The organism is Streptococcus sp. HJ1 (genome assembly GCF_052399005.1).
Taxonomy (GTDB): Bacteria; Bacillota; Bacilli; order Lactobacillales; family Streptococcaceae; genus Streptococcus.
In genome coordinates this window covers 606906-632323 of record NZ_CP199005.1, presented here as the reverse complement: position 1 = coordinate 632323, position 25418 = coordinate 606906, and the positions used below count along the sequence as shown (strand labels likewise).

Annotated in this window: 23 protein-coding genes and 2 pseudogenes; 11 read left to right on the top strand and 14 right to left on the bottom strand. The window is 40.8% G+C overall.

The window, feature by feature from the left end:
* Positions 1-3: 3 nt before the first annotated feature.
* The 6 genes from ACT17O_RS03085 to recJ form a co-directional block, all read right to left on the bottom strand.
* Positions 4-1218: an aminoacyltransferase gene (locus tag ACT17O_RS03085; protein WP_139658854.1), complete on the bottom strand. Its 1215-nt coding sequence runs from the start codon at positions 1216-1218 to the stop codon at positions 4-6.
* 235 nt (positions 1219-1453) lie between these two features.
* Positions 1454-2152, bottom strand: a complete 699-nt coding sequence (locus ACT17O_RS03080) for a M57 family metalloprotease (RefSeq protein ID WP_444817725.1) — start codon at positions 2150-2152, stop codon at positions 1454-1456.
* Between the two features lie 104 nt (positions 2153-2256).
* Positions 2257-3036, bottom strand: a complete 780-nt coding sequence (locus ACT17O_RS03075; protein ID WP_444817724.1) for an alpha/beta hydrolase — start codon at positions 3034-3036, stop codon at positions 2257-2259.
* Between the two features lie 68 nt (positions 3037-3104).
* The gene (locus ACT17O_RS03070) at positions 3105-4766 is read right to left on the bottom strand and encodes a ribonuclease J (protein WP_000065609.1); all 1662 of its coding nucleotides are present in this window, start codon (positions 4764-4766) and stop codon (positions 3105-3107) included.
* Positions 4767-5275: 509 nt separating this feature from the next.
* On the bottom strand, positions 5276-5923 hold the full coding sequence (locus tag ACT17O_RS03065) for a COG3942 and LysM peptidoglycan-binding domain-containing protein (RefSeq protein WP_247925579.1): 648 nt from the start codon (positions 5921-5923) through the stop codon (positions 5276-5278).
* Positions 5924-6205: 282 nt separating this feature from the next.
* Positions 6206-8425 (bottom strand): single-stranded-DNA-specific exonuclease RecJ, encoded by a 2220-nt coding sequence (gene recJ / locus ACT17O_RS03060; RefSeq protein ID WP_444817723.1) that lies wholly within the window; start codon positions 8423-8425, stop codon positions 6206-6208.
* A gap of 177 nt (positions 8426-8602) precedes the next feature.
* Between recJ and ACT17O_RS03055 the strand changes: the two genes are divergently transcribed.
* The 5 genes from ACT17O_RS03055 (at position 8603) to ACT17O_RS03035 (ending at position 12437) form a co-directional block, all read left to right on the top strand.
* Complete coding sequence (locus tag ACT17O_RS03055) at positions 8603-9361, top strand: amino acid ABC transporter ATP-binding protein (protein ID WP_045617531.1); 759 nt, start codon at positions 8603-8605, stop codon at positions 9359-9361.
* 10 nt (positions 9362-9371) lie between these two features.
* Positions 9372-10166 carry a transporter substrate-binding domain-containing protein gene (locus ACT17O_RS03050; protein ID WP_042768513.1) on the top strand — a complete coding sequence of 265 codons (795 nt, stop codon included), beginning with the start codon at positions 9372-9374 and terminating at the stop codon, positions 10164-10166.
* A gap of 12 nt (positions 10167-10178) precedes the next feature.
* Positions 10179-10856 carry an amino acid ABC transporter permease gene (locus tag ACT17O_RS03045; protein ID WP_042768514.1) on the top strand — a complete coding sequence of 226 codons (678 nt, stop codon included), beginning with the start codon at positions 10179-10181 and terminating at the stop codon, positions 10854-10856.
* A gap of 9 nt (positions 10857-10865) precedes the next feature.
* On the top strand, positions 10866-11525 hold the full coding sequence (locus ACT17O_RS03040) for an amino acid ABC transporter permease (protein WP_042768516.1): 660 nt from the start codon (positions 10866-10868) through the stop codon (positions 11523-11525).
* Between the two features lie 129 nt (positions 11526-11654).
* Positions 11655-12437 (top strand): DUF4037 domain-containing protein, encoded by a 783-nt coding sequence (locus ACT17O_RS03035; RefSeq protein ID WP_444817722.1) that lies wholly within the window; start codon positions 11655-11657, stop codon positions 12435-12437.
* A 142-nt stretch (positions 12438-12579) separates the two neighbouring features.
* On the opposite strand, the gene ACT17O_RS03030 is transcribed toward ACT17O_RS03035, so the two are convergent.
* The 3 genes from ACT17O_RS03030 to ACT17O_RS03020 form a co-directional block, all read right to left on the bottom strand.
* Positions 12580-13017: an Rrf2 family transcriptional regulator gene (locus tag ACT17O_RS03030; protein ID WP_001167390.1), complete on the bottom strand. Its 438-nt coding sequence runs from the start codon at positions 13015-13017 to the stop codon at positions 12580-12582.
* A 164-nt stretch (positions 13018-13181) separates the two neighbouring features.
* The gene (locus ACT17O_RS03025; protein ID WP_444817721.1) at positions 13182-14123 is read right to left on the bottom strand and encodes a hypothetical protein; all 942 of its coding nucleotides are present in this window, start codon (positions 14121-14123) and stop codon (positions 13182-13184) included.
* Between the two features lie 160 nt (positions 14124-14283).
* A complete protein-coding gene (locus ACT17O_RS03020) occupies positions 14284-15135 on the bottom strand; it encodes a metallophosphoesterase family protein (RefSeq protein WP_444817720.1) in 852 nt (283 codons plus the stop codon).
* A 197-nt stretch (positions 15136-15332) separates the two neighbouring features.
* Between ACT17O_RS03020 and ACT17O_RS03015 the strand changes: the two genes are divergently transcribed.
* The 3 genes from ACT17O_RS03015 to thrS all read left to right on the top strand — a co-directional run bounded on the left by ACT17O_RS03015 (position 15333) and on the right by thrS (position 18545).
* Positions 15333-15707 (top strand): hypothetical protein, encoded by a 375-nt coding sequence (locus ACT17O_RS03015; protein WP_444817719.1) that lies wholly within the window; start codon positions 15333-15335, stop codon positions 15705-15707.
* A gap of 257 nt (positions 15708-15964) precedes the next feature.
* The gene (locus tag ACT17O_RS03010; RefSeq protein WP_444817718.1) at positions 15965-16591 is read left to right on the top strand and encodes an AAA family ATPase; all 627 of its coding nucleotides are present in this window, start codon (positions 15965-15967) and stop codon (positions 16589-16591) included.
* 10 nt (positions 16592-16601) lie between these two features.
* Positions 16602-18545 carry a threonine--tRNA ligase gene (thrS, locus tag ACT17O_RS03005; protein WP_444817717.1) on the top strand — a complete coding sequence of 648 codons (1944 nt, stop codon included), beginning with the start codon at positions 16602-16604 and terminating at the stop codon, positions 18543-18545.
* A 359-nt stretch (positions 18546-18904) separates the two neighbouring features.
* Here thrS and ACT17O_RS03000 read toward each other — a convergent pair whose 3' ends face one another.
* The 5 genes and pseudogenes from ACT17O_RS03000 to ACT17O_RS02980 all read right to left on the bottom strand — a co-directional run bounded on the left by ACT17O_RS03000 (position 18905) and on the right by ACT17O_RS02980 (position 22337).
* Positions 18905-19954 carry a TIGR00341 family protein gene (locus ACT17O_RS03000; RefSeq protein WP_444817716.1) on the bottom strand — a complete coding sequence of 350 codons (1050 nt, stop codon included), beginning with the start codon at positions 19952-19954 and terminating at the stop codon, positions 18905-18907.
* A gap of 327 nt (positions 19955-20281) precedes the next feature.
* A pseudogene (locus ACT17O_RS02995) lies at positions 20282-20532 on the bottom strand (hypothetical protein).
* Positions 20533-20587: 55 nt separating this feature from the next.
* Positions 20588-20686 (bottom strand): annotated as a pseudogene (locus ACT17O_RS02990) (peptide ABC transporter); the annotation flags it as partial.
* Between the two features lie 6 nt (positions 20687-20692).
* Complete coding sequence (locus ACT17O_RS02985) at positions 20693-21667, bottom strand: sensor histidine kinase (RefSeq protein ID WP_444817715.1); 975 nt, start codon at positions 21665-21667, stop codon at positions 20693-20695.
* Complete coding sequence (locus ACT17O_RS02980) at positions 21660-22337, bottom strand: response regulator transcription factor (RefSeq protein ID WP_444817714.1); 678 nt, start codon at positions 22335-22337, stop codon at positions 21660-21662. The genes ACT17O_RS02985 and ACT17O_RS02980 overlap by 8 nt, the downstream gene beginning before the upstream one ends.
* Positions 22338-22657: 320 nt before the next feature.
* Here ACT17O_RS02980 and ACT17O_RS02975 point away from each other — a divergent pair, with 320 nt between their 5' ends.
* From ACT17O_RS02975 to ACT17O_RS02965, 3 genes are all read left to right on the top strand, one after another.
* Complete coding sequence (locus ACT17O_RS02975) at positions 22658-23227, top strand: TetR/AcrR family transcriptional regulator (RefSeq protein WP_444817854.1); 570 nt, start codon at positions 22658-22660, stop codon at positions 23225-23227.
* An 86-nt stretch (positions 23228-23313) separates the two neighbouring features.
* The gene (locus ACT17O_RS02970; protein WP_444817713.1) at positions 23314-24090 is read left to right on the top strand and encodes a ferredoxin reductase; all 777 of its coding nucleotides are present in this window, start codon (positions 23314-23316) and stop codon (positions 24088-24090) included.
* Between the two features lie 111 nt (positions 24091-24201).
* Positions 24202-25275: a DUF2974 domain-containing protein gene (locus tag ACT17O_RS02965; protein WP_444817712.1), complete on the top strand. Its 1074-nt coding sequence runs from the start codon at positions 24202-24204 to the stop codon at positions 25273-25275.
* Positions 25276-25418 lie beyond the last annotated feature (143 nt).

The window sequence follows — 25418 nt, the reverse complement described above, 5'->3', positions numbered from 1 at the left end:
CATTTACTTTCTATGATATTTTTTTCGAAGATTAAATAGGAGATTTATTAACGGATACATAGGATGAATCGGCAGAGTTAACTCTCCTAAATATTCCTCAATAGTTGGATTAAAATTAGCTTTAAAACGATAAAGTCCACCATCTCTTGTATGTTCAATACCTCCTAGATTTTGCCAGAGAGAACCTCTTTCAAATGCACGTTGTAGTGTTCGATACCATGTTAAAATTGGGGCATTATAACGTCTAAATTCTACATCCATTCCTGCATATAAATTTACAGATGTCTGCCCAAATTCCAAAGTCAAAGTGGCTGATAAGGGAGCAACTTGAACACCTGAAGAAATATGCTTCTCCAAAAATAGAATTTCTTCATTCAACCTTTCGCTTTCTTGTAGCCTACTTTGATATTTCGAAGACTTAACAGTATCTGATAAGGATTCTAGAATTTTTTGATTCTGATCTCTTTGTTCTTTTAAAATATGCAATCGATTTGACAAATCAAGTGTAGATAATGTTATATAAGCATGGCCTGGAAAAGACAATAGCAAATTTCGATAGTAGGCTTCATTCCGCAAATGAATACTTTTTCTTGCCTCCGTCTTCTTCATTAGAAAAGAAAATAATTCTAATAATTCAATTCCACCAAACTGAGTATTTATTCCTTTGTTTTGTGCAGTTCGAATAGCTTGTCTCGCCGATTTTGGTAGGTACTTCTCATCAAAATTTTCTTTATACACTTTTGCCTGTATACGAGGCTGAATAGTATCAACCATTCCACTTGTCTGACCAGACCAAATAAAACCTAGTTTTTGCAAATAATTTAGCGTTTCTAGAGTTTTCTCTGAGCAATCATAAACTTGATTGTCATTATAAGTTTTACTCAAACAAAGTGCTGGATCGATTTTAATAAAAAGTGCTCGTTTTTTCTTTGCAATCGTTTTAAGTGAAGAAAATACAAAATCCATCAAAGATTGGTCCGTATAATCCATAATTGGACCTCTGGCAATATAGCACATTGTAAAACCAAAGGGTAAAGATCTATAAAGTAAACTAGCTACCGCCACTATTTTATTATCACTATAAAATCCAACTCTTTCATTTTCCCATTCACTTTTTACACTTGCCCAAGCACTACTTTGCAATAGATTCACTAACGAACTACGTCTAACAAAGCCATCATGTTCTTCAGCGGAAATACCAACTCGATAATAATACATGTACTTTCCATTTTCTACTAATATGAATCCTATTTTACTATTTTTTTTTAAAAAAATAAAGAAAAATAATCTTCAAAAATCTCCCAGTATAGAGACTAAATAACAGTCACTCGTTCTATAAATAGTTCGAAGAAACAAGGTAGAATATGTCATTTAGAAAATCTTTTTCAACAAAACGAGTAGTATAAAATTCGTTGAATTAGCTTTTGAACAAGCAAATTAAGCTACTCATCTATCAATTACCTACATACAATTCTATTACTTTGATTACATCCTGAGGCTGAATCCCATAATAGGAACCTGCTGGCTGCATGACAGAAGTCTCGTTGGTATGATCCAAACCGATGGCATGCCCCAGCTCGTGCTCCGCCGTGTGCACGATTCGGTCATAAGAATAACCATAGTTTGGATTGGATAGATAATAGTGATTCAGGCGAACCGTTACAGATATAAATTGTTTGGTTAACAAATTGGTTTGACTCTCGGCTTGACCTGCTACAGCGGTCGATCCATCATTCATCTCACTTGCCACAATATCTGCCTGGCTAGGATCCGCAACCACCTCAAAGGTAAAGGCTCCCGTTTGATTCCAGTTTTTTATGGCTTCTGCATAGGCACCTTGGAAGGTTTCATCCATTTGAGGTTCAATATAGATGCGAGCTGAGGCCTGAGCCCACTTGCCTTCTGCATGTTGGTGACTGTCTGTCTGAGACAAGACCTCCAGCGTTCCCGTCTCCTTCCACTGATTCCAACCACCTTGACCAATCTTGCTCATTTTTTCAACCTGATTGACCGCAGAATGAAAATCACCTGTCAGATACCAAACCACTCCAAAAGCAATGAGCAGTAGAATGACCACAGTCCAAACCAGACGCCAGAAGAAACGCCAAATTCCCAACAGAAATCGGAACAATAATCGAATAATCCAGAACATGACGTCCCACCTTTCATAAAAATAAGAACCTATCTTGAAATCACATTCTCCTTGACCAAGATAGATTCTCTATTTTACTGAATAAAACTGAAAGAAACCTAAAACTAAGATAAACGCTCTTCCAAAACAAAGTCAATTGGTAGAGTAGCCAAAAAACGTTCCAATTGTTTTTCCCAGTAGTACCACTCGTGCTTACCTGGACTATGACTATAGGTCACCTCAAAACCAAGCTTTTTGAGGTTTTTCACTGCGAGGTTATTGGCAGAGTAGAGATAGTCTTGCTCCCCACACCAAGCCCATAGTTTGGTCTTTTGATCGGACTTTGCAGCCATGCTTTCAAGCGAATGAGGACTAGCTGTCCAGTCTTTAATCTCTCCAAAAACTCCTCTCCAGTAGGCAAGCGATCCCAGATCCTGACTTTCAGGAGAAAATTCCTGAAAACTAAGCGCACCAGAAAAACTAGCCGCATGGGAAAAACGATTGGTTGCGAGAGCTAGTTTGAAGGAACCATATCCACCCATGGATAGGCCTGCTATGAAAGTTTTTTCTCGCTTGCTGGTCATATTGGGGAAGAAACGTTTCATTACCTGAGGTAACTCTTCTGCTAGAGCTGTATAGTAGTTATAGCCATACTGAGTATCTGTGTACCAGCCATTGCTAGTATTGGGCATGATAACAATGAGATTGGTCCCACGCAACAAGCGCTCGACATTGGTACGTTTGAGCCAACTATTTTGGTTTCCTGACATTCCGTGCAAAAGATAAAGGACAGGAATATCTGTGCAATCTGGTTCAGTCACCCGACTAGCATCTGGATAGAGTACCGTAACGCCCCACTCCATATCCAAAACTTTTGAGTAATACTCAATATTCATAACTGCCATGGTTGTCTCCTTTTACTATTCTATAAGAAAAAGCCGAATTTCGACTTTTTCTGTAGGTATTCTGCTTATTATTTTGCTTCCATCACGACTGGCAAGATTGCTGGACGACGCTTGGTTTGATCAAAGAGGTACTTGGTCAGATTGTCACGAACCTTGCCTTTGAGATCTGCCCAGTCAAAGTCATCACCTTGAAGATACTCTTCTACCGTTTGGTTAATCAATTCGGAACTTTCACGGAGAATATCGCGGCTCTTCTTGAGATAAACAAATCCACGCGTGTGAACACGGGCCTTGGCCACAATTTTCTTCTCACGACGGTTGACAGTGATCGCCACGATAAAGATTCCATCCTCTGACAAGACCTTACGGTCACGAAGGACCACATTTCCAACATCTCCGATAGCATTTCCGTCAATCAAGACATCCCCTGCAGAAACAGCTCCAGCTGGAACAAAGTCTCCATGTTCATAAGACATGGTCGTTCCCTTTTTAGGGATGAAAATGCGTTCTGGCAACATTCCAACTGCCATGGCAGCCTTGGCATGCGCGTCCAACTCACGATACTCTCCTTGGATAGGGAAGAGGTAGTTTGGTTGCAAAAGATTGATCATCAACTGCAAATCACGCGCATTTCCGTGTCCGGATACTCGCAAGCTTTGGGTAATGAGTTTCACCACACCACCAGCTTGGTAGATCATGTTTTCAACACGCGCCATGACGGCTTCTTTGGCGATAGATGGAGTCGTTACGATATAGACCAAGTCCCCGTCTTTGATTTCCACATAGCGGTGGCGACCAATGGACATCTTACGAAGTCCATTAATAGGCTCACCCATACGGCCCGTCTCAAGGATAATCAACTCATGGTCTTCAAAACGAGACATTTCTTTTGGTTTAATCAAGAGACTTTCGTTGGCTAGAGATAATTTTTTGAGACGAATCGCAGTGCGGACGATATTTTCAATATCAAATCCAGTCAGAACAACTCGGCGACCTGTATCTGCTGCAGCATCAAAAACCTGCTGGATACGAGAAAGGTTGCTGGCAACTGCGGCAACGATGATACGACCTTCCCAGTCTGCAATGGTCTGGGTAATTTCGTCTCCAACTTCACTCTCGCTCGCCACCTGGATATTGCTATCAGCATTGGCTGAATCACTGAGGAGCGCCAAGACACCATCACGACCGATTTCTGCCAGACGAGCAAAATCCGTCGCATAGGATTCACTGGCTGTCTGGTCAAACTTGAAGTCGCCTGTGTAAACAATGCTACCTTCAGCTGTTTTCAGGACTATTCCCAAACTTTCTGGGATAGAGTGAGTTGTACGGAAGAAAGAAACCACAGTCCCTCCAAAGTCGATCTCCGTATCTTCATCAATCACATGGAAGTCATTGAATTTCTTAACCGTATCATTTCCTTTGACAAAGAGTTTGGCCAACTCAATGGTCAACTCCGAACCAAACACAGGTACCTTAGCCTCTGCCAAAAGATAAGGCAGGGCACCAATGGCATCCGCATGTCCGTGGGTCAAAAAGACCCCTGCGATACGATCGCTATTTTCAAAAAGGTAGTCCATATTTGGAATGACGACATCAACACCTAGTTGTTCATTTTCAGGGTATTTAAGCCCTGCATCCAAAACAAAAATAGAACCATCGATTTCAGCGATGTACATATTTTTACCATTTTCTCGTACACCACCTAGTGTTGTTAAACTAATATTACTCATTTTTCCTCCGAAACTTCATTTATCTTGATTATAGGGTGAATTTACCCTCTTATTCTAAAAGTTCCAAAACTTTCAGCCGAATCTTTTCCTACCATTATACCATTTTTTTGATTATTTTCAAAACGAAGATAGGTTTTTAACTAGAGATTAGTCACTACTGTGAATCGAATCCTTTAACTTTGACTTCTCTTTTGGATGCTTCATCTAAGATAATGGAGCGATTATACCATCAAAATATGGATTTTCTGAATCAATTTGATTTCAGATACCTTTCTCGAACTCTAAATTTCTCTTTTAGTTCAAAACAAGTTAAATTCTTGCTCTTCACCTCTCGACTTGAGAACTATTTTCTACAAAGACATGGTTTATCTACATCCAAAAGCAAGAATTTCCTGTTCGCTACAGAATTTAAAAATTTTTCAGCAATTATCCACTAAGATGGAGCTAAATGATAGGAAATTTCTTCAAAAAGAAAAAAGACTTAGAAATTCTAAATCTTTTTATCATCTTTAGTTTGGATAGATATAAGTGACATTTCCTAAAAATTCATGTGGATTAAAGAAGCCACGGTAATTCGCAATCTGCTTTTGACGTCTGTAGTTTGCTTCCAATACCTGGATGGAGTTTTCACTTTGAACATCTGTTACATAAGCAACGTGTCCATATTCACCACCATCCCAAACGGCGATTGCTCCTACTACTGGAACACTTCCTGTCTTATAGCCTTGAGCACTCGCGTAGATTGCCCACGTGTTGGCATTTCCCCACCAGTTGCTAGCCCAGGGAGCCAATTCTTTCACGCCCCATGTACACTGACCAACAGGATAAGAGTTGCCATAGTTTGTTGGAGTCTTTTCAACAACATCTTCTGTATCTGATACCACATTCGCAGCGCTAGCTGGAGCACTGTAGGTAGAGCTAACCTGAGCGGAACCACTCACTTCCAATACATCGCCTGGGTGGATAGTGTCAAAGATGGTTTTTCCATTCAAAGCTGCCAACTCATGCGGATCCATGCCGTTTGCAGTTGCAATGGCATAAAATGAATCACCATCTTGGACAACGTAAGAGTTGGCATGAACAGTTTGAGCCCCAACTGTAGCCAAAATAGCGGTAGAAGTCAAACCAAGAGTCAGTTTCGTAACTGTTTTTTTCATAACTAGATTCCCCTTATATTTTCTTGATAAGAAAATCATACTTGATTTACATGTCAGTTCGTTTAGAGTTATATTTTAGTCATGTTACAAAAATTTATACTTTTACTACATAAGGTTTAAAAGCAGACATCGTATAAAGTGATAGAAGAGAATAAAAAATGAATCATTTTCCCTAATTTTTACATCAGTGAACCACTCAAAAGACCGTCTTATCAACCACTCCCACATCAATCGTTTATCCGACAAAAGAGACCGAGGTAGCTCATCTCAGTCCCTTTCCATCTATAACTCCATTAAAAAATCATACATTTCTTGCACTGTCCCCAACGCCATCATTTCTTGATTTTTTACAGTTTGTTTGAGATTTTGATAAATCTGACTTTCAGCAATTTCCCTTTTCGGCGCTTCTTTATTGATTGTCATGACACCATCTTTAATCGTCACAAAACCTAGCTCTTCAAAGACTTGGATCATCTTGACCAGCAAGATTTGTTGGATATTGAGATAAGTCGCCAATTCTTTCAGCTTGTAGCGAATATCAAACTCTGGGAACTGGTAAATGGTCTTGTACAATTTTGCAAACTGTTCTCTAGTTCCATAACCTGTTAGATAGTAAGCCTTGTCAATGTCATTTTTGAAATAGACAGCTGAGAAATCCTGTTCCTGAAAAATGGTCTTCAGCAGGGTAATATCCTCGGGAATGGTTTTCACAACAACCGCGTCACTAGTCGCTAGATCTGGCAACTCTCCAGAGAAATCCAAGACTGGAACCCCTTCTGGCAAGACTGTATTCTTCCCACGAATGTTAAAGAGTTGAACACCTTCCACACGCGCATCCACCATCATCAACTGGAGAGCAGTTTGTCCATTCCATTGATTGACAGACAGGGTGACTGCCAATTCTAGGTTTTTTGTTTGAGCAAACTCTGTTGCCCATCTACCTTGTCCGAAGGCCACCACTTCGAAACTCGCCTCACCCTTGGAAATTTTTAGTTTGAGGTGGGCATTGCCTGCTCCCATAGTACGGGCACTTTCGACATGAAAATCCTTGATATAAAAGACAGGTTTCTGATTGTCCATTCCAAAGGGTGCCAAGCGTTCAAAACTTTTAACCGTTTCTAAACTAAGAGTCTCCAAGTCCAACTCTTCATCTAGATTTAACTTGTTCTTACCACTAGCATCTGCGCCTTTTTCACGGATATAGTCTTCCAAAACCTGAGATAAATCTGAAAGTTTCTCCACTTCCAGCGTCATTCCTGCTGCACCAGCATGGCCACCAAAGGCGATAAAGAGGTCTCGATGGGGATCTAAGGCTTCAAAAATATCGACCGCTTCCACACTACGAGCGCTACCCTTGGCACGATCTTCTTCTATATTAAGAACGATGACTGTCTGCCCTAGTTCTTCCAACAAACGACCAGCAACGATACCCAGAACGCCAGGATTCCAGCCTTCCTTGGCCAAGACCTGGACCATCTTCTCAGGATCCACCATGGTCTTAGCTTCTTCATAGATTGACTGAACGATTTCCTTACGTTCTTCATTTTTCTGGTGAATCATGAGGGCAATCTCATGAGCTTCCTCGTCGTCAAATCCAGTCAGCAAATCAATAGCTGGATTAGGATCATCCAAACGCCCCAAGGCATTTAAACGAGGGGCAATCTGAAAGCCAACCGTTTCTTCTGTCACTTCATTAGCAGCAATCCCAGCCATGTCTAGCATTTCTTGCAGACCGATGCGCTGAGTATGTCCCAGCATTTCCAGACCATATTGAACCAAGATACGATTTTCATCCGTCAGGCTTACCATATCTGCAATGGTACCGATAGCGACCAAATCAAGCAATTCCACTTGCACTTCTTCTAAAAGAGCGCAAGCTAGCTTGAAAGCCACTCCGCATCCGGCCAACTGTTTGAAAGGATAGTCCGCATCTGGATGCTCAGGGTGAACAATCGCATAGGCATCAGGAAGGGTTTCCGGCATAGAATGGTGGTCGGTCACAATGACATCCACTCCCATAGACTGGGCCAATTCAATGGCCTCGTGACCAGCAACTCCATTATCCACTGTCACAATCAAGGAAATTCTCTCTTGCTCGATAAAGTATTTATAGACACTGGCATTGGGACCATAGCCATCGGTAAAACGATTGGGTAGGTAAACACGGCACTCAGCACCAAACTGTTCCAAACTTTCCTTCACAATCGAAGCTGAAGTCATACCATCCGCATCGTAGTCTCCATAGATGAGAATGTTTTCCCCTTCTTCAATGGCCTGACGAATCCGTTCCACTGCCTTGTTCATATCATGGAGCAGATAGGGGTCATGTAAATCCTCTAAAGAAGGTTCTAAAAACTTCTTCAGACTTTCTTCATCCTGAATCCCTCTTTCAAATAATAACCGAGCCACCTCAGGACCCAGCCCAGCCTTCTTGGCTATCTTTGTAAAATCCGCATCCTCAACCTGCGGGGCAAACTGCCATTCATAAGTAGGAGTTATCAAAAAAACATCCACTCTTTCTAAGAATTCTATCGTTTCATTATAACATGATTTAGGCTTTTTCTCTATCCAGATTGCTTTTTTATAATATTTTAGTGAATTTTTTTCAGATATGATTTGACAAGAACATTCTTTTGTTGTAGAATCATGTTATAAAATCTAACACAAAGGAGATCTCTCATGGCTTTAGTAGAATTTAAAAACGTCGAAAAATATTACGGAGACTATCACGCACTCCGCGACATCAATCTCCGTTTTGAAAAAGGACAAGTTGTTGTCCTGCTTGGACCTTCCGGCTCTGGGAAGTCCACTCTTATCCGTACTATCAATGGTTTAGAGGCTGTTGACAAAGGAAGTCTCCTGGTCAATGGACACCAAGTAGCAGGTGCCAGTCAGAAGGATTTAGTTCCTCTTCGTAAGGAAGTCGGCATGGTTTTCCAACATTTTAACCTTTATCCACACAAAACAGTGTTAGAAAACGTGACACTTGCGCCCGTTAAAGTTCTAGGAATTGATAAAAAAGAAGCTGAAAAAACAGCCCAAAAATATCTGGAATTTGTAAATATGTGGGACAAGAAAGATTCCTATCCAGCTATGCTATCTGGTGGTCAAAAACAGCGAATCGCCATCGCTCGTGGTCTTGCCATGCATCCGGAACTCCTCCTCTTTGATGAGCCAACATCTGCTCTTGATCCTGAGACTATCGGTGATGTACTAGCAGTTATGCAGAAACTGGCACATGACGGGATGAACATGATCATCGTTACCCACGAAATGGGCTTTGCCCGTGAAGTTGCGGACCGCATCATCTTTATGGCTGACGGAGAAGTTTTAGTAGATACGACAGATGTCGATGACTTTTTTGACAATCCAAGCGAACCTCGTGCCCAACAATTCCTCAGCAAAATTATTAACCACGAAAGTGACAAAGTCAAATAAGGAGGCGCCTATGAAAAAGAAATTCTTTTTATCCGCATTATTGATTAGCCTTTTCAGCCTTGCTGCTGCCAAACCAGTTCAGGCTGATACCAGCGTCGCAGACATTCAAAAAAGAGGCGAACTAGTTGTCGGTGTCAAACAAGACGTTCCTAATTTTGGCTACAAGGATCCCAAGACAGGGACTTATTCTGGTATCGAAACGGACCTTGCCAAGATGATTGCAGACGAACTCAAAGTCAAGGTTCGCTACGTTCCAGTTACCGCTCAAACCCGCGGACCACTACTAGACAATGAACAGGTCGACATGGATATCGCAACCTTCACCATCACAGACGAACGTAAAAAACTATACAACTTCACCAGTCCCTACTATACGGATGCTTCTGGTTTTTTGGTCAATAAATCCGCCAACATCAAAAGCATTGAGGACCTAAACGGAAAAACGATTGGGGTTGCCCAAGGCTCCATCACCCAGCGCTTGATTACTGAACTGGGCAAAAAGAAAGGTCTAACCTTTAAATTCGTCGAACTTGGTTCCTATCCAGAATTGATTACTTCCCTTCACGCTCACCGTATTGACGCCTTTTCCGTAGACCGTTCTATCCTATCTGGCTACATTAGTAAACGGACAGAACTACTAGATGATAGTTTCAAGCCATCTGACTACGGTATCGTCACCAAGAAATCAAATACCGAGCTAAACGACTATCTTGATACCTTGGTAACTAAATGGAGCAAGGATGGTAGTTTGCAGAAACTCCATGACCGTTACAAGCTTAAACCATCTAGCCATACTGCAGATTAAGGAGGACACCCCATGACAGATTTATCATCTTGGACAGCCTATTTTCAGGATTTTGGACAATTTTTCAATGGTTTCCTCTTCACCCTTGCCCTAGCGGTTGGTTCCTTTATCCTCGCTATGGTTTTGGGCATCTTCTTTGGGGCCATGTCAACTAGCAAGCGCCCATTCTTGCGTGTTTTGGCTCGTATTTTTGTCGAATTCTATCAAAACACTCCCCTCTTGGTGCAGTTTGTCATCGTCTTTTATGGTTTGCCTCTTATCAGTGACCACACCATCATGATTCCGATTTATTGGACAGCTGTACTCTGCGTGGGACTCTATCACGGCGCCTATATTGCTGAGGTTATTCGTTCAGGGATTCAGTCTATTCCTAGCGGTCAAATGGAGGCCGCCTTGTCGCAAGGTTTTACCTATATCAGTGCCATGCGCTTGATTATCTTGCCTCAGGCCTTCCGTATCATTCTCCCACCTTTGACCAACCAAATCGTCAACCTCATCAAGAACACCTCTACAGTTGCCATCATCTCTGGAGTAGACTTGATGTTTGTGACTAAGTCTTGGTCGGCTCTCAACGGAAACTATATTCCAGCCTTTTTAGGTGCTGCTCTTCTCTACTTTGCCCTATGCTTCCCTGTTGCCCAGTTTGGCCGCAAGATGGAACAAGCCAACAAAAAAGCCTATTCACTTTAGGAGGTTACTATGAAATCTATTTTAGAAGTTTTGACCCCAGATAACCTAATCTTTATCTTTAAAGGATTTGGCTTAACCCTCTACATTTCTCTGATTGCTATCGTCCTCTCGACCCTTATCGGAACAGTACTAGCCGTCATGAGAAATGGGAAAAATCCTATCTTACGGATCATCTCCAGCATTTATATCGAGTTTGTACGTAACGTTCCCAACCTCCTCTGGATTTTCACCATCTTTTTGGTGTTTAAGATGAAGTCCACACCAGCTGGTATTACAGCCTTTACCCTCTTTACCTCAGCAGCCTTGGCTGAGATTATCCGAGGCGGTCTCAATGCCGTGGACAAGGGCCAGTACGAAGCAGGAATGTCGCAAGGATTCACCTCTGCGCAAATCCTCTACTACATCATTCTCCCACAAGCGATCCGTAAAATGCTGCCAGCCATCATTTCTCAGTTTGTAACTGTGATCAAGGATACCAGTCTTCTCTACTCTGTTATCGCCCTACAAGAACTCTTTGGCGCCAGCCAAATTCTCATGGGACGCTATTTCGAACCAGAGCAGGTCTTCAGTCTTTATATCCTGATTGCCTTGATTTACTTTATCTTTAACTTTGCTATTTCTAGCTTGTCTCATAAGCTAGCAAAACGTTGGCAACAAGCTGCGGAATAAAAACGAAATGTGAACTCAAAACAAGGGTTTACATTTTTTTCTATAAATGAAAAAGAGCAACCTAACATTATGCAAACGTTTTACTTTTTGGTAAAATGACTTTAAAACCATAAAGCAAGGAGAAAAATCATGATCCACGAACTTTGCAAAGAATTCTCTCAACTGGAACAAGTAGAAGCTATTGCTCTTGGTGGTTCTCGTGCAGGACAAGCCTACGATCAAAATTCTGACTATGACGTTTATGTCTATCTAAACTCTTCTATTGATGAGGCGACTCGCCTAAAAATTTTGAATAAATACTGCTCCTATATGGAAATTGGAAACCAGTTTTGGGAGTTAGAGGACGACTGTGTACTAAACAACGGTATCGAAATCGAGTTGATTTATCGTTCGCTGGAGTCGTTTGAACAGGAATTGAACTCAACCGTTTTTCAACATCAAGCCCAAAATGCCTATACAACTTGCATGTGGCATAATCTACTCCACAGCAAGATTCTATACGATCCGAATGGACACTATGCTTCTCTCCAAAAGACTTACCAGATTCCCTATCCACCGGAACTCAAAAAGCATATCATCGAAAGGCAACTTCTTTTGCTAGAACAAGCCATGCCTGCCTTCTCTCACCAAATAGAAAAAGCTATCAAGCGTCAAGATCTTCTCAGCATGAATCATCGTACGAGTGAATTTTTCGCTTCTTACTTTGACTTGTTATTTGCGCTCAATGAGCAAACCCATCCTGGTGAAAAACGAATGTTGGAGTACGCAAAGACCAATTGTACACTCCTCCCTAAGCAATTTGAAGAAACTATTCGCAAGTATTTCCAACTACTCTACCAACCACAACAAGGAGAACAAGCGGTCGTAACCTTACAAACCATCCTGAACCAACTAAAGGCCATTTTGCCATGAGTAAAAAATGAAATGTGAACCTGAAACTGAGGCTCACATTTTTCTTTATAGTTTACCGTAAAGAATCTAGTACACTTTACCACAATTCTTCTTGCCCAACTCATAAAAAGAGTGGCGATAGAAAAAGAGAACCTTAGTCCTCTTACTTAGACAGTTTATTCTGAGCATCGGCTACAACCTGAGCCAGACTTGTCTGACGCAGTTGGTTTTCCATAGCTGCTTGAACATCGAACAGCTTTTGGTCCAAAACTGCATGGATATTCGCACCAATTGGGCAATTAGGATTTGGATTGTCATGGAAACTAAAGAGCTTACCAGATTTTCCTAAACACTCTACAGCTTGGTAGACATCCAACAAACTGATCTCTTGAAGGTCTTTTATTATCTCAGTTCCTCCCGTACCACGAGCAACTGAAATCAATCCTGCTTTTTTGAGTTGCGATAAAGTCTTACGGATAATGACTGGATTGACTCCGACACTAGCCGCAAGAAAATCACTGGTTACCTTGCTGTCTGTATCCTGCATTGCAATAATAATCATCATATGAGTCGCAATTGTAAATCGGCTTGAAATTTGCATCTTCTTCTCCTTTCATTGATATTTTATTCATCTTTTCCCGTATAAACATTATACCGTTTTTGGTTTTCCTGTCAAATATTAACGACCGATTATCTTCTCAATGCAAAAAGTCCTGTATCCCTCTTGGCGACCAGAGCGGTAGAGGGCATACAAAGACTTATTTTTTATGCAATTTTACGGACAATCCCTTTTGTTTTATGACTTGACCAGACTGAGCTGATAGACACCCCAGCACCAACTAAGGTAAACACAGCTAACATAGCTAGATTATAAAAATAGTTATCTGGAAAATCACCGCTAAAGATTAATTGATTCACCACTCGGAAAGCAAAGGCAAACTCAACCCCTAGTTTGGCAACGACTTCCATCGCCAAATCAATTTGATTCACTAGAAAGACAGTAATCACCATCCAAATAGAAGAAATCACAATCCCCTTTCGAGATACCTTTCTTCCAAGGATTTCATATCCTTTAATGGTACAAATCCCCAGAACAATACCCGCTACCATAGCTACATAACCTAGGCGCGCGATAAATAGAGCAACTGCCCCACCAATCAAGGCTCCCAGCAAGGCACCAACTGCTCCAAGAAGAACATTTTCCTTTTGATTTTGATAAGAATCCACCTCAATCTGAAGATTGCTCTTCAGCAATTGATAGCTTTCCTCGTTGATAAGGAAAATTGAGTCACCTAATTGATAGAGACCAACGGGGCCCTCCTGACCGCTGTAGGCACACACTTGGACGAAATGATGGGTTTCAAGGAAGGCAACGAGGTCTGTTATGAGCGTCTGTAACTTTTCAATTGTTTTTGATTTGCGCATAGCACCTTTTACGACAAAAGAAACAAGGTACTGGTTGATAGACAAGGTCGACAAGTTTGGAAGAGATTCACTCTTAAACTCATCCCAAACCATTTCGTTTTCTTCTGAATCCGCAGGATTGCCATTCAAACTCACACTGACACAAAGTCGAAACTGATTTTTCACGTCAGTTTCTTGCAGGAAAAGTAAATAGCCTGACTGCGTGCCATAAATACTACGCGAATCTTCGTCAAATTGCAAGCCCAACTCCGAGGCAATAGCGTGTAACTCTTCTGGTTTCATTATTTGTCTCCTCTTATTTTGAATATCAATTAGTATGAAATTCAAATTATTTATATTCCGTTATTCTAACATAAATTTGAGAAGCCGTCAATTCGTATCCAGTTCGACTTATCGGAAAACAACAGTTCCTAGACTATCTGATTCCTAGCTAGAAGTCCTCTTAAAACCAATCTTTCTTGTCTCTTTCCATCCAGAGTTCAACATCCTGATCATAACCTTCTTGTTCACTGATTTGACCTAACAATTCGTGATTATGAGTATGGTGAATCCCATTTACCAAACTTTCATAGTAGACCTGAAAATAGGGGAGCTTCAAATCCTTAGCCAACTGCAATTCAGCTTCTACATCATAATCCACTCGGCGAAAATCAACATCAGACAAACCTGCCTCATCAAACTCTAAGATCATATACTGGGCCCGCAGGTCCTTACGCAACTTCGCGTCTAGAAAAAAAGGTTGTCCAATGGATCCTGGATTAAGAATCAACTGTCCATCACTTCCGTAACGAAGCAACTGCTGATGAATATGGCCATATACTGCGACAGAGGCGTGTGGATTCGTCACCAATCTATCAAAATCTTCTTGCTTTCCCGTATGAATCAACTCTCTACCCCAGTTTTTATCAGGAAGATGGTGAGTGACTCCCACCATCAAATCACCAAACTGACGATGAACTTGCATGGGTTGATTATTGAGGTCTTCGATTTCTTCAGGGCTGACCTCCTCTAAGATGTACTGACTTTGACGCAGGAGATAACGATGACTCGCTATTGTAGGATCTAACTTGCGATGCAGGCCTCGCCAGAGACTATTCTCCCAATTTCCCAGAACTCTTACTGTAATAGGCAAACTTGCTAAGAGATCCAATATCCTTCTACGCCCTGTTCCTGGCATCAGAATATCTCCCAAAAGCCAGTACTCATCTACCTCTGCCGCTCTTGCATCAGTCAGAACAGCTTCCAAAGCTGTCGTATTTCCATGTATGTCTGAAAGAACTGCTATTTTGGTCATTCTTTCTCCTCATTCTCTCTTACTTCTTTTGTTAGTATTATAGCAGAAAACACTCGAAAAGATCACTATCACTGATCACTGGATTAAATGGTAAGAGCCTCCAAATCGTGCTATAATATAAGTAGAGATTTCCCCTTCATTTAGGATTATGTGGTCTACAATATCTCTCAATTTTTCCAGATTGGAGGACTATTGCCATGCGGAATTATCTTAAGTATATCCCATACTACCTTGTCACTTTCTTTTTTTACTGGCCCCTCTATGAGCTCCTCTCTCTACTCATCTCTGACCCATATACACTGAAGGGACTGTACATTTATAACATCATCCTCTTCTCACCTCTGGTAACCTTTATCGTATCGCTACTTTATAGCTATCGATTTCATTTCTCACTTTGGTGGCTACTCGGTATTGGTCTGCTCTATTGCTTTACCATCATCACCTTTGGTGAGTTCATTCTTCTTTATCTCGTAGCCTATGAAATCTTCGCCCTACTTGGCTTGGCTTCTGGTGTGGGCATCAAGCATCTCTTCCAGCGAGAGAAAAATAAAAAACTTATACAAAAACCTTGAAAATTCTCGCAATCATGCTATAATAATGCATAGAGACAAGTCACTTAGTCCCTTTCTACTAGAGAGTGCGTGGTTGCTGGAAACGCATAGAAAGCCTAAACTGATACTACTCTACTGACTTTTATGCAAACATAAAACGGTGGCTACGTTAAAGCCAATCTGAGGTGTCAACAGTTTTTGTTGTGCATAAATGAAGGTGGAACCACGTTGCGACGTCCTTTTAGGATGTCGTTTTTATTTTGTCAGAAGGAGGAAGAATGATGCTTTATATGATTGGCGGATCGCCTTGCAGTGGAAAGTCAACAATTGCCTCACTTCTTGCTAGACAGTATCAACTACTTCATATCAAACTGGATGATTTGGTAGAAGAGATGATGAGTCAAGCAAGTGCAGACTCACAGCCAATTTGCCTTCTTAGGCAGGATAGAAATCCAGAACAAATCTGGATGAGAAATCCAGAAGAGATGGCAGATGAAGAATGGCGCTTTTATGAAGAGATTTTTCCATATGTAAAATCTTACTTGATAAAAAATCAAAACAGACCTCTCTTGGTGGAGGGAGCAGGACTTTTGCCTCACTTGGTAAAGGAGCTTGAATGTCCAGCGTCTTCCTATCTATGCTTGACTCCGACAGCTGATTTTCAAAAAAAGCATTATATACAGAGAGAATGGGTTCCTTATGTCTTAGAGGGTACAACCAACCCCGAGCAAGCTTTTGAAAACTGGATGCAACGAGACATTCTTTTCGCTCAAATGGTTCGTAAGGAAGCGGTGAGATTAGGCTATCATAGCCTCATAACAGATGGCAGTCAATCAGAGAATCAGAATGCGGAAGAAGTTGCTCGTCTCTTAAAATTGTCCAACAAAAATAGAATAAATATTTAAGGAGAAAACCATGATTAAGATTACTTTCCCAGATGGCGCTGTTCGTGAATTCGAATCTGGCGTTACAACTTTTGAAATTGCCCAATCTATCAGCAATTCCTTAGCTAAAAAAGCCTTGGCTGGTAAGTTCAACGGCAAATTGATTGATACAACTCGTGCCATAACTGAAGATGGTAGCATCGAAATCGTGACACCTGATCACGAAGATGCCCTTCCGATCTTGCGTCACTCAGCTGCTCACTTGTTTGCCCAAGCAGCTCGTCGCCTCTTCCCAGATATTCATTTGGGTGTAGGTCCAGCTATCGAAGATGGTTTCTACTATGATACGGACAATCAGGCTGGTCAAATCTCCAACGAAGACCTTCCTCGTATCGAAGAAGAAATGAAAAAAATCGTCAAAGAAAACTTCCCATCTATTCGTGAGGAAGTATCGAAAGATGAGGCACGTGAAATCTTCAAAAACGACCCTTACAAATTGGAATTAATCGAAGAACACTCTGAAGATGAGGGTGGTTTGACTATCTACCGTCAGGGTGAATACGTGGACCTCTGCCGTGGCCCGCACGTTCCTTCAACAGGCCGCATCCAAATCTTCCACCTTCTCCATGTAGCTGGTGCTTACTGGCGTGGAAATAGCGACAATGCTATGATGCAACGGATCTATGGTACAGCCTGGTTCGACAAGAAAGACTTGAAGAACTACCTTCAAATGCGTGAAGAAGCTAAAGAACGCGATCACCGTAAACTTGGTAAAGAGCTTGACCTCTTCATGATTTCTCAAGAAGTCGGACAAGGACTTCCATTCTGGTTGCCAAATGGTGCGACTATCCGTCGTGAATTGGAACGCTACATCGTCGACAAGGAGTTGGCTTCTGGCTACCAACACGTTTACACTCCACCACTTGCTTCTGTTGAACTCTACAAGACTTCTGGTCACTGGGATCACTACCAAGAGGACATGTTCCCAACTATGGACATGGGGGACGGTGAAGAGTTTGTCCTTCGTCCAATGAACTGCCCACACCACATCCAAGTTTTCAAACACCATGTTCACTCCTACCGTGAGTTGCCAATCCGTATCGCCGAAATCGGCATGATGCACCGTTACGAAAAATCTGGTGCCCTCACTGGTCTTCAACGTGTGCGTGAAATGTCTCTCAACGACGGTCACCTCTTTGTAACTCCTGAACAAATCCAAGAAGAATTCCAACGTGCCCTTCAGTTGATTATAGATGTTTATGAAGACTTCAACTTGACTGAATACCGCTTCCGTCTCTCTCTTCGTGACCCTCAAGATACTCACAAGTACTTTGACAACGATGAGATGTGGGAAAATGCCCAAACCATGCTTCGTGCAGCCCTTGATGAAATGGGGGTTGACTACTTTGAAGCCGAAGGCGAAGCAGCCTTCTACGGACCAAAATTAGATATCCAGGTTAAGACTGCCCTTGGAAAAGAAGAAACCCTTTCTACTATCCAGCTTGACTTCTTGCTTCCAGAACGCTTCGACCTCAAATACATTGGGGCTGATGGTGAAGAACACCGTCCAGTTATGATTCACCGTGGGGTTATTTCAACCATGGAACGCTTCACAGCTATCTTGATTGAAAACTACAAGGGTGCCTTCCCAACATGGCTGGCACCACACCAAGTAACCCTCATCCCAGTATCTAACGAAAAACACGTGGACTACGCTTGGGAAGTGGCTAAAAAACTCCGTGACCGTGGTGTCCGTGCAGACGTAGATGAGCGCAATGAAAAAATGCAGTTCAAGATCCGCGCTTCTCAAACCAGCAAGATTCCTTACCAATTAATCGTTGGGGACAAGGAAATGGAAGACGGAACAGTCAACGTTCGTCGCTATGGCCAAAAAGAAACACAAACTGTCCCAGTAGATGAGTTTGTAGCAGCAATCCTTGCTGATATCGCCAACAAATCTCGTGTTGAGAAATAAAACGTTTAACCTGGGATAAGAATTCCAGCTACCTAAAAAAGAGGTTGGGACAAACGATCCCGACCTCACTTTTTATTAGCAATTAAACTTTGACGCGGTAGCTGATTGAACTTTTTGTTCGTCTTTTAGACTCCAAAAAGCTCCTAATCATCCTCGCGGGGCTGGGACTACGAAATCGAGACTTTGTCTATCGATTTCTGTCCCACCGCCTTTTTATATTTTGTTTTACCTGAGCTAGTAGTGATTGGTTAAACCACCACAAATGGTATCTTCATAAACAATCCTTTCTATTCACTAACTGTTGGATATAGGATATCCTCCCAAGATTTGCTTCCATGAATTAGAAAAGTTGACTATCCTCAGTCCTTGTCTGCTTCTTTTTCTTTTACGAGATCTTTTTGTGAATCCTTTTCAGAAAGTTTTTGATCGATATACTTGTTAATGGTTTCGTAAAATTCCTTGGTCGTCTCACTATCTAATTTTGTCGAATTATGAACTTGATTGACTCTTAATTGAACAGATTGAATACCGTAAGAGGCTTGTTTTTGATGGAGTGTTTCTAATTCTTCGTCTGAAATCGGATCTCCAACAACCGTCAAGACCAATTCATTGTTCCTTGACTTGTAGACTTGATTAATGACTGTATGATTGGCGAACTCTTTTTCTACAAACTGTTTGATTCCTTCTTTTCGCGCTTGATCCATCGTCAGAGTCACTGCTGAGTAGCTGGCTGGAAGAATCAATAATACAATCAAGGATATCAACCCAATTTTCATTTTAATGTTTAGCTCTTTAAATGAACTTAAAGGAGATTTTCTCATCAAAATTCTTGTTCCAACAATGTTGGTTAGCATGATAAAGACACAGTTGATCAAGAAAAGATAGAGAGCCCCAAATACAAATCGTACATTTCCACTAGCTAAACCATAGCCTGCAGTACAGATAGGCGGCATCAGAGCTGTTGCTATGGCTACTCCTGGCACGATATTGTTTGCTTCTTTTTTCCTTGACCCAATTACACCTGCTATCCCACCAGCAATAGCAATGAGAACATCCCAAATGGTTGGAGAGGTTCGTGCAATCAGTTCGCTACTAGCATAAGATAAGGGAGAAATCCAGAAATACAGAGTCGAGACAAGCAAGCTGACCAATACTTGAGTAAATAAAACCTCTAGAGATTGTTTGATTAAACGGGTATCAAAAATAGCTAAACCAAAACCCAGTCCAACAATCGGTGTCATAAGAGGGGAAATCAGCATGGCTCCAATAATGACAGCTGTTGAATTCATATTTAGACCTATAGAGGCAATAAAAATCGCACACATCAAAATCACTGTATCTCTTAATCGAACATGAAGATCATCATATAATTTCTCACGGTATTCACGTGTTGAATAATTTCTGGTCATTGGTTACTCCTTTTATTTCATATAATCTTGTTTCTGCTTGGATGATGGTAGAGAGACTTCTGTTCAATCTTACATATTTTTCTTCTCACCTGTTATGTTTTTGAAAATTATCCTTTAAGCATCCGTCAGTCTATCTTTAACATTATATCAAAAATTTTACAGTCTTTCTTCGAAGAAATCTATCAATTGAACAGATAGAGAAAGGAAGAAATTTTTGTTTCCTTATACGAAAAAGAAAAAACGGTATCTCCTCTGAAAGAAGATGCCGTTTAATGATTAAACATGATTTGTTTGTTCGACAATCCATTGCTTCATTTTTATTTTCAATCAGAAGCCATAGATCCCAAACGTGATGATGGTTAGAAGAAACCCCTTGATCCAGTTGCCAAATAGTTGTGTTCCAGTCCCGTCAAAGTATAGACGTTACCCATACACCACCGTGTGTTTGGTTTTCAATTTTGCACCATGCAAATCGCCCAAGGTGTTGCGTTCCCCAAGGTAAGCCCGAAAATTATGGCTACTAAGATAGAGTATCCACTATAATCTAGGATTCCTCCGTCAAAATAACTTTCTTTCATTTTTACCTCTTTTACTTTTTGACTATATTCTAGTCGTTTCCTAGTGTAACATTTTTTACATCTGGACAATCTTACGGTAACTTCTAGACGTTATCATAAAAATAAAGATATAGACTAGAACAAAAATTCCACAGATGGATAAGGTTATCATCAACTATGCTCACTCAATCATCAGATTCCTATTGGAAAACTTGATGCGAACAGTTGTTCCTATCCCAACCTCAGACTCCATACGAATCCGGTGCCCCAGTTCCTCAGAAATTTTCTTGGATAAATAGAGACCAAGTCCAGATGACTGCTGGGTCAAACGGCCATTGTAGCCTGAAAAACCACGTTCAAAGACTCGGAGCACATCGCTGTTTTTTATCCCGATTCCCGTATCCTTGATACAAAGCTCTTGATCCTCCATATAGATTTCCAAACCACCTTGCTTGGTGTATTTGAGACTGTTTGAGAGGATTTGTTCAATGACGACCAACAGCCACTTCTTATCGGTCACGATAATTTTGTCAAGGTCATGGAGATTGACCGTCAGTCCCTTTTGGATAAAGAAAAGTGCGTACTTACGAACCATATCCTTGATCAAGTCCTCCACTTGAACCTGTTCAAAGACCAAATCATCGTGAAAACTCTCTAAACGTAAGTACTGCAAAACCAGGTTGGTATAGGAGTCAATCTTGAAAATTTCCTGTTCCAGTTGCTGCTTGACCTCACGATCAGAGACTTCTGCTACTAAAAGGCGACTCGCTGCAATGGGCGTCTTGATCTGGTGAACCCATAAGGTGTAGTAATCAAGCAAATCCGTCAGCTTGCTCTGCGCTTCCGACTTCTTTTGATACAATTCAGACTCACGCTCTTCGAGCTTTTCTGCTAGCGCACATTCCAAAGGAGACTTGGGGTCTCTCTCCGCATAGAGTACTTCCTGCCGGTAAACCTGAGCTTCTGCAAATATATCCCAAGCCAAAAATAAGAAGGTCAAAAAACTACTGAGCAGAAAGAAATAAAGAAAATAAGTTCCTAGACTAGCAAATAAAAACTGAAAGAGAAGGACGAGAAAGCCTAATGAAAAAATATAGGTAAAAACGCGACTGCGAGAACGCAGATAGGCTAGAAAAAATGGTTTCCAATCAAGCATGTTTCAGTCCATACCCTATCCCTTTCTTGGTTTCAATAAAACCAATCAAACCTTCTTCCTCCAGTTTCTTGCGCAAGCGAGCGACATTAACAGATAAGGTATTGTCGTCGATAAAAAAGTCACTGTTCCAGAGTTCCCGCATCAAATCATCACGCGCTACGATATTTCCTGCATGCTCAAATAAAACTCGTAAAATCTGAAATTCATTTTTGGTTAGGCTGATAGCTTTGCCATTGACATGCACATCCATAGACTTGGTATTGAGGATAACTCCTGCATATTCTAAAAGACTCTCATCCCTTCCAAATTCATAGGAACGACGCAATAATCCTTGTACCTTGGCTAAAAGGACCTGCTGGTCAAAAGGCTTGGTCACAAAGTCATCCGCTCCCATATTGATTGCCATGACGATATCCATAGCCTGATCTCTCGAAGACAGAAACATAATCGGTACCTTGGAAATCTTGCGAATTTCCTGGCACCAGTGGTAACCATTAAAGAGTGGCAGGCCAATATCCATGAGGACCAGATGAGGTTCCGACTGGACAAATAAACTCAACACTTCCATAAAGTCTTCTACCAAAACGACTTCAAATCCCCACTCAGAGAGCAGTTTTCCCAATTGTTGTCGAATAACTTGGTCATCTTCTACTAGTAAAATCTTGTGCATGCGCTCCTCCTTTGCTCTTGTTCAAAATATCAAAAACCTTAATAAAAAATCTATGAATTAGTAACTCAACTATTTGGCTATTTATCTTTCAAATCCAGATTCGGAAACGAAAGCTAAATAGAGAATAATCCCATTGATATCATACCTTATTTTTAACTATAGTTCCAGCCTTATCCTATATTTTCTTTTTTATGCTCATTTAGTTAGCGTTTCTTTAACTTATTTAATAGATCTAGCCTTCTTATTGACAAGCTAGCCATGATTTGTTAGAATATGAATGAACAAATAGGTTTATTCATTCATAAAGCAAAGGAGGTTAAATCATATTGGACAAAAAACAAGCTCTAAAAACAGCAGCTTATGACGTTTTTTCGAAAAAAGGTTACAAAGCGACAGGAATTTCAGAAATAGCTAGGCAAGCTGGTGTTGCAGTTGGTTCTTTTTATAACTATTACGAGAGTAAAGAAGCCATTTTTCTAGACATCTATATAGATGAAAACAACCGTGTTCGCCAAGCTATGATCGAAGAACTGGATTGGGAAATTGACATGATTGACCTCATTGGTCAACTATTTGCTCAGTCCAGAACTCTCGTTTCTTCCAATAAAATCCTTGCAGAATGGTACAATTCTGCCATCGCAGATGAGTTGCACAGCTACTATTCCTCGGAAGAAGGCAAAGTCGCAAATCCTTTTCATCAGTTTCTAGTTAAAACTTTTACAAATCGTATGCAGGCTGAAGGGTACTCGCCAGAAAAGATTCAAGAGATTTTACAAGTTTACAACCTATTTTACTACATGGATATGCATATTACGGAAAAAGATTTTCCAGATATTGGCAAAACTGTCGAAATACTTGCAACCAACTTCATAAAAGGAGTACTAAAATAAAGAAAATGGTTTTCTTTATTTTTTGGAAATATGTGAATGAATTTATTTTTTGTTCATTCAATAATTAAGATTAGGAGTCATAAAAAATGAAAAGAGGTAAAAAAATGTTTATTATCATTCTGTCAACACTTGGAGCGCTATGTATTATAACTTGGGGTGCCATCGCTTATCTTGGACGAAGCCAGACATTATCGATAAAATCCATCGAAAACCCCAGCGGAGATCTATATTTAATTCATATCACAAAACCGAGTCATCAAATCTGGAAAGCTGGGGCTTACGCTAAGTTTACACTCCCTGATACCTCGTCTACTGCTAGTAAATATGAAGCTAAGGGAGAGCAAACCAGTCGATGGCTAACCATTGCCTCCACACCTGATGAAGATGAAATCCTCATTTTAACGCATAATAGTGGTAGCCACTTTAAGGAAACCTTGACACATTTACCGGCTGGAAGTGAGATTGAGATGAGTTGGCTTGATTCCTCTTTAACCGTTAAAGATACGAATCAGCCACTAGTTTGCTTTGCATCTGATGTTGGTATTTCTGCTCTACGCCCCCTTATCAAAGAATGGGCTGGTAAATGTCCGATTATTCTCAACCATTTTGACAAAGGAGTTACTATTTTCGATAATGAGATGAAGGAACTGTCTCAAAAGACATCGAATTTTACTTATAAAACAAGTGATAAATTTTTTCAAAGTCAAGAATTTTTAAAACGTGCTATTGATGAATACGGCAATCAAGCCAGCTATCTCATCACAGGTCAGCCTGATGATGTAAATGAGATGAAGAATTTTTTAAAGGAAAATGGGATTGATAGCAAAAACATACAAATAAGCTCGTTTAGAGGTTTGAAATAGGAGCAATCTATCTTCTATGTATTTCAATCAAACCCTACTAGGTCATTCAAACAAGCCTACTAGCCAATTCTATGTAAATGTGGTAGGATAAACATAGAGAAAGGAGCTTTTATGGCCAATATTTTTGACTACCTCAATGACGTAGCATACGATTCCTTTTATGATTTCCCCGTGAACGAGTTAGATGTTCTTGCCTTGACCGAATTAACCTACCTTGCTTTTGATGGTGTAGTCACCCAAAAAAAACAGCGCCTCATAGATCTAGCACCTCAAATCCCTAGAGACACGACGATGCTGACCAATAAGAACCGTCTCCAATTGTTAGATCAGCTCGCTCAACATAAACGCTTTAAAAATTGCAAGCTATCAAATTTTATCAATGATATTGATCCTGAATTGCAAAAACAGTTTGCGGCTATGACCTATCGTATCAGTCTCGATACTTATTTGCTTGTTTTTCGTGGGACGGATGATAGTATCATCGGTTGGAAAGAAGATTTCCATATGACCTATATGAAGGAAATCCCTGCTCAAAAACATGCCCTCCAGTATTTACAAGACTTTTTTTCCCAACATCCTAACCAAAAGGTTGTCATAGCAGGACACTCAAAAGGAGGCAATCTAGCTGTCTATGCTGCCAGTCAACTTGATCCAAACTTGCAGAAAAATATTATCGCTGTCTATACTTTTGATGCCCCTGGGCTTCACAAGGAACTAACCGAAACACCTGGCTATCAAAACATGATGGAAAGAACGAGAGTGTTTATCCCGCAAGGGTCTATCATCGGGATGATACTGGAAATTCCGGATAAAAAAATCGTCGTTCGAAGCACCGCCTTAGGTGGCCTTGCTCAGCACGACACCTTTAGTTGGCAGATCGAAGACAAACACTTTGTCCAACTGGACGAGACCAATAGTGACAGCCAGCAAGTCGATACAACCTTCAAGGAATGGGTTGAGACGGTCCCTGATACTGAACTGCAGCTCTACTTTGACCTCTTTTTCGGAATCATTCTCGATGCAGGCATCTCCTCTATCAACGATCTTTCTTCCTTCAAGGTCATTGAACACATTCACCATCTCTTTGTCCAAGCTCAATCCCTCACTCCCGAAGAAAGAGAAACCATGGGACGACTAACCCAACTCCTGATCGACACCCGCTACCAAGCTTGGAAAAATCGTTAAGATAAGAAAGTCAATGAACCACCCGATTCGTTGGCTTTTTTAGAAAAAAGGGTCAGAAAAGTTAGTTTAAAACACAAACCTTGACGACAGATTCATTTTTTGTTAAAATGTAACAAATCTTATTACATCCAATATAAGATAAA